The sequence below is a fragment of the uncultured Lactobacillus sp. genome, assembly GCF_944327175.1.
Classification (GTDB): domain Bacteria; phylum Bacillota; class Bacilli; order Lactobacillales; family Lactobacillaceae; genus Lactobacillus.
The window spans coordinates 1-4,339 of the sequence record NZ_CALVGT010000065.1; the positions used below are offsets into that span (position 1 = coordinate 1).

Sequence of the window (4,339 nt, forward strand, 5' to 3'; positions counted from 1 at the left end):
AGGCCAACGCTATCAAGAACCGCTACATGAGTAGGATCACAAATCAGCGTAACGACTATCTGCACAAAGTAACGGATCGGCTAGTGAAGGAATACGATGTCATTGTCATTGAAGACCTTAAGGTAAAAAACATGACAAAAAATCACCACCTGTCACGTTCTATTTTGCGTCAGTCTTGGAGCCGCTTCCGGGAAATGCTGGAATACAAGTGCAAGAAGTACGGTAAGACCCTTGTTGTGGTTAATCCAGCATATACCAGCCGAATCTGCTCTATCTGCGGACAAGACACAGACAAAAAGCCTTTGTCAGTGCGGGAATGGGATTGCCCATTCTGCAAAGCTCATCACGACCGTGACGTCAACGCAGCGGTGAACATCTTATATAAAGGCCTTAGTCAACTAGCTGAAGCGGCTGGCTAATTAAAAAATCGATCTATAAACAGATCGTCGGGCGGGACACGCCCGTGGTAAAAAGACTGACCTCTGTCTAAGTGCAGCTGTCCATATTGGGCAGAAACTGCAAAAAAGCAGGCATTTGCCTGCTTCTAAGATAAGTTGGTTGTTCCCAGAAACTGTACGCTGAGAAACGCTTAGCGTATAAAGAAACCTCCGACCTAGTGTCGGGGGAGTATGTCATCAGTGCTTCACTTAAATAGTTAAGCGCTTATCAGCGTTTATCCAGGAAAACGCGTAAAAGTACAGAAAAGAAGAGCTTAAGGTTAGGCATAGGGGCGTGCGGATTTTGTCAGAAATGCTGGACAGGTGAAAAAACAGATATTTTGCGTTAAAGGGGCTTTATTTGGCCTTTTTTGCTAGAATAGAGAAGTGTGAATACAATATACGCGAGGAAAAATCAGACGCGGATTATAGGAGGAAACAATGGCTGTTAAGCGTTTTTATGAAACATTCCATCCAGATCACTACGATCTGTACATCGACGTTGACCGGGCAGCAAGATCTTTCTCAGGGACTTCCACCATCCATGGTGAAATCCAGGAAGAAACTGTTTTGGTCCACCAAAAGTACATGACCATCAGCAAGGTCACTGTTGACGGCAAGGAAGTGCCGTTTACTTTTGGCGACGACTTTGAAGGCATCAAGATCGAAGCCGGCAAGACCGGGGAAGCGGTCATCGCGATCGACTACTCAGCTCCATTGACCGACACCATGATGGGGATCTACCCGTCTTACTACCAAGTTGATGGCGTCAAGAAGGAACTGATTGGGACCCAGTTTGAAACTACTTTTGCTCGGGAAGCCTTCCCATGTGTTGACGAACCCGAAGCTAAGGCAACCTTCTCCCTGGCCCTTAAGTTCGACGAACACGAAGGTGAAACTGTTCTGGCCAACATGCCGGAAGACCGGGTAGAAAACGGCGTGCACTACTTTAAGGAAACTGTCCGTATGTCCAGCTACCTGGTTGCTTTTGCCTTTGGTGAAATGCGGTCATTGACCACTCACACCAAGAGCGGGGTCTTGATCGGGGTTTACTCAACTCAAGCCCACACTGAAAAGGAACTGACCTTCTCCTTGGACATTGCCAAGCGGGCAATCGAATTCTACGAAGACTTCTACCAAACGCCATACCCATTGCCGCAATCACTGCAGCTGGCCCTGCCTGACTTCTCAGCCGGCGCCATGGAAAACTGGGGTCTGGTAACTTACCGGGAAGCCTACCTGCTTTTGGACCCGGACAACACCACTTTGGAAATGAAGAAGCTGGTTGCGATTGTGGTGACCCACGAACTGGCTCACCAATGGTTCGGCGACCTGGTAACCATGGAATGGTGGGACAACCTCTGGCTGAACGAAAGTTTCGCCAACATGATGGAATACCTGTCACTTGACCACCTGGAACCTAACTGGCACATCTGGGAAATGTTCCAGACTTCTGAAGCAGCGGCTGCCTTGACCCGGGATGCAACCGACGGGGTACAGTCAGTGCACGTGGAAGTCAACGACCCGGCTGAAATCGATGCCCTCTTTGACGGGGCCATCGTTTATGCCAAGGGTTCAAGAATGCTGGTCATGGTCCGGTCACTCTTGGGCGATGAAGCCTTGAGAAAGGGCTTGAAGCGCTACTTTGACGAGCATAAGTTTGGCAACGCGGCAGGGGACGACCTCTGGGATGCCTTGTCAACGGCTACTAACCTGAACATCGGGGAAATTATGCACACTTGGCTGGACCAGCCGGGTTACCCAGTGGTGAATGCTTTTGTTGAGGATGGCCACTTGAAGCTGACTCAGAAGCAATTCTTCATCGGCGAAGGCAAGGAAGTCGGCCGCAAGTGGGAAATTCCGCTTAACGCTAACTTCAAGGCACCAAAGATCATGTCAGATGTTGAACTTGACTTGGGCGACTACAAGACTCTCAGAGAAGAAGCCGGTCACGCTCTGCGCTTGAACGTGGGTAACAACTCCCACTTCATCGTGAAGTACGACCAGACTTTGATGGACGACATCATGAAGGAAGCCAAGGACTTGGATTCAGTTTCCCAATTGCAATTGCTGCAAGACCTGCGGCTTTTGGCCGAAGGCAAGCAGGCTTCATACGCTGACGTGGTACCAGTTCTGGAACTCTTCAAGAACTCAGAAAGCCACATCGTTAACGACGCTTTGTACACGACTGCTGCTAAGCTGCGGCAATTTGCCCCAGCAGGCAGCGACGCTGACAAGAACCTGCGGGCTCTGTACAACGACTTGTCCAAGAACCAAGTTGCCCGTTTGGGTTGGCTGCCAAAGGCAGGGGAAAGTGACGAAGACATCCAGACCCGGCCATACGTTTTGTCCGCTAGTCTTTACGGCCGCAACGCTGAATCTGAAAAGCAAGCCCACGAAATCTACGTGGAATACGCGGATAAGTTGGCAGAATTGTCAGCTGACATCCGGGCTTACGTTTTGATCAACGAAGTTGAAAACTACGGGTCAAGCGAATTGACTGACAAGCTGATCGGTTTGTACCAGGCAACCAGCGATCCATCATTCAAGATGGACTTGGAAGCCGCGATCGTGAAGAGCAAGGACGAAGACGAACTGAAGAAGATCGTATCTTGGTTCGAAAACGCTGAAATCGTTAAGCCGCAGGACCTGCGTGGCTGGTTCAACGGCGTCTTGTCCAACCCGGCAGGTGAACAGCTGGCCTGGAACTGGATCAGAGACGAATGGGCATGGATGGAAAAGACGGTCGGCGGCGACATGGAATTCGCTACCTTCATCACTGTAATCTCCCGCGTCTTCAAGACCCAAGAACGTTATGACGAATACAACGCCTTCTTTACTGACAAGGAAAGCGACATGCTGCTGAACCGGGAAATCAAGATGGACCGGAAGGTCATCGCTACCCGGGTAGACTTGATTGCCAGCGAACAAGCTGACGTCAACGCCGCGGTTGCTGCTGCTTTGCAGAAGTAATTGAATAGAGCATAAGAAAACTGTTTCCGGTTAGAGCTGGAAACAGTTTTTTGGTATCTATCCAGTTTTTCTGGAATCGGTTACAATATAAGTGTAAATACTATCCTACATTCTTTGAGGTAAACACAATGAACAACGATTTTAAAGATATCATGCAAAACAGAAAGTCAATCCGGCACTATGATTCTAGCATTAAGATTTCCCGTGACGAATTGCTGGAAATCATTAATGAATCTATCTCTGCTCCAAGTGCCTGCAACCTGCAGTCCTGGCACTTTGTTATCGTTGACACTCCAGAAGGCAAGAAGAAGCTTCACGATTTCTTGATGCCGTTCAACTATCCTCAAGTTGATACCGCTTCAGCCACAATCATGGTTTTCGGTAACACTAAGTCATATCTGAAGTATCGTGACCTGTGGAATGGCATGGTAGAAGAAAAGAAGGTAACTCCAGAGGCACGCGATGCCGCGGTTAACACCTTCCTTCCGCTTTACGAAAAGGCTGACCGGAAAATGTTAGTCGCAGACGCAATGGTTGATGCCTCACTTGTCTCCATGCAACTGATGCTGGTTGCCCGTGAACACGGCTACGAAACTAACCCAATGGCTGGCTATGATGCAAGCAAGGCAGCCGCAGAATTTGGCCTGGACCCAGAACAATATATCCCAGTGATGGCCATCTCCATTGGTAAGCCAGATCCAAGTGAAGTCGTTCCAGATACTGTCCGTTATGATGTCAAAGATGTGACCGAATTCGCCTAAGTACAACCCAACCAAAAAAGAATCTACCTTCCAAAGAGAAGTGATGTGACCCCCAAAATTGGGACAAATTAGTATTAAGCCGTTAAGGTTGTTAAAACATGATTCCGATATTCAATCGGGGTCATGTTTTTTCGTCCTGTCTTGATTCTTACGTTGTTGTAGTAATCG

General features: G+C 48.5%; 4 protein-coding genes. 3 read left to right on the forward strand and 1 reads right to left on the reverse strand.

The window, feature by feature from the left end; translation table 11 throughout:
• From Q0J41_RS08495 to Q0J41_RS08505, 3 genes are all read left to right on the forward strand, one after another.
• On the forward strand, positions 1–419 hold a 419-nt coding region (locus tag Q0J41_RS08495; protein WP_296228453.1), incomplete at its 5' end, for an RNA-guided endonuclease TnpB family protein.
• 459 nt (positions 420–878) lie between these two features.
• The gene (locus tag Q0J41_RS08500) at positions 879–3,410 is read left to right on the forward strand and encodes a M1 family metallopeptidase (RefSeq protein WP_296228455.1); all 2,532 of its coding nucleotides are present in this window, start codon (positions 879–881) and stop codon (positions 3,408–3,410) included.
• 128 nt (positions 3,411–3,538) lie between these two features.
• Positions 3,539–4,171 (forward strand): nitroreductase family protein, encoded by a 633-nt coding sequence (locus tag Q0J41_RS08505; protein WP_296228457.1) that lies wholly within the window; start codon positions 3,539–3,541, stop codon positions 4,169–4,171.
• A 74-nt stretch (positions 4,172–4,245) separates the two neighbouring features.
• Here Q0J41_RS08505 and Q0J41_RS08510 read toward each other — a convergent pair.
• Positions 4,246–4,339, reverse strand: a 94-nt coding sequence (locus Q0J41_RS08510) for an IS3 family transposase (protein WP_130137146.1), incomplete at its 5' end; no start/stop codon positions are given.